This is a genomic window from Parasaccharibacter apium (assembly GCF_002917995.1).
GTDB lineage: Bacteria > Pseudomonadota > Alphaproteobacteria > Acetobacterales > Acetobacteraceae > Bombella > Bombella apis.
The window spans coordinates 1-1,097 of sequence record NZ_LMYH01000020.1 but is presented as its reverse complement, the minus strand read 5'-3'; the positions used below and the strand labels follow the sequence as shown (position 1 = coordinate 1,097).

Annotated in this window: 1 protein-coding gene; it reads right to left on the bottom strand. The window is 59.3% G+C overall.

Annotation, left to right across the window (positions count from 1 at the left end; genetic code table 11):
- Positions 1-1,070: AAA family ATPase (locus ASO19_RS08945; RefSeq protein WP_258036105.1), on the bottom strand; the 1,070-nt coding region annotated here is incomplete at its 3' end.
- Positions 1,071-1,097 lie beyond the last annotated feature (27 nt).

Here is a 1,097-nt window from a genome sequence, read left to right as displayed (position 1 = left end):
CGCGTAAACTGAACGCGATCCCCCACGCGAAGCTCTAGCGCTTCCTCGCGATAGACTTGAGCTTGTGCCGCTCCCCATTGTCGAGGGTGCCAGGCAAGCTCTCGCCCACGCTCATCTTGAAGCGTGAGCACATTCTTGGCCTCATCCGCCTGGATGACCCGATAGGCGCCATGCCGCGAGACGCCTTTATCGGCGTAATCCTTCGCAAAGCGCACAATATCGCCAAGCTCATAACTCTCCGCTCGTTTGGCCTCTGCTTTGGTGAGGTCTTTGGACACAAATTTCGTCGCCTTAAGAACTTCAGCTCCAAGCTGACCACGTTCAATGAGCTTGTTTCGAATGTCCTGGGTCAAAGCATCCCGTCCTTCACGTGATGGCTCAATGACCAGCGTTTTCTGCCGTTCCTCGGGGCTGAGAGCGGCATAATCCTCGGCAATCTGCGCAAAACGGCCCTCACGATCAGCAATTGCCACGACACGTCCGCCGCCGCGATCCAGGGCCTCCAAGGCCTTCTTGGCATTCCCCTCTAAACTGGCTTCGACCGCCGCCTTCGTATGCTCATTGGTTTGACGCAGGATGCTCGTCAGCCTGGCCGTCTCCATGCCCGCCTCTTGAAGCTGCTCAAAGGCCGCTCCGGCCTCAATGGAGCCAAGCTGTTTGATATCTCCCACCAAGAGCACCCGCGCCCGATGGCTCTGCGCTGTGCTCAAGAGCTTCGCCATGTCTTTGGCTGAAACAAGAGACGCCTCATCGACAATCCAGAGCTGAGGCTGGGAGCTAGGGCGTCCTGGCGCCAGAAGATGCCGCGCCAAGGTATCGGCTCGACTGTCGAGCGCATCTCCCAGCACCTGCGCGGCTGAGGCGGTCGGGGCCAGGGCTGTGACGCGATAGCCTTGCGCTTCCGCACTCTTTGCAACCGTTGCCAAGACCGTCGATGTCTTGGCAGTGCCTGCGTAGCCTTGGAGTCCAACGATCTGATTGTTGCTCGTGAGGATCTGAGTGGTCGCGGCCCGCTGCTCTTCATTCCAGGTATGCCCTTTGAGGGCTGAGCGCTGCTCGACTTCAGCCACGGCTTTGCCAGCCTCAAGGGGTGAGAG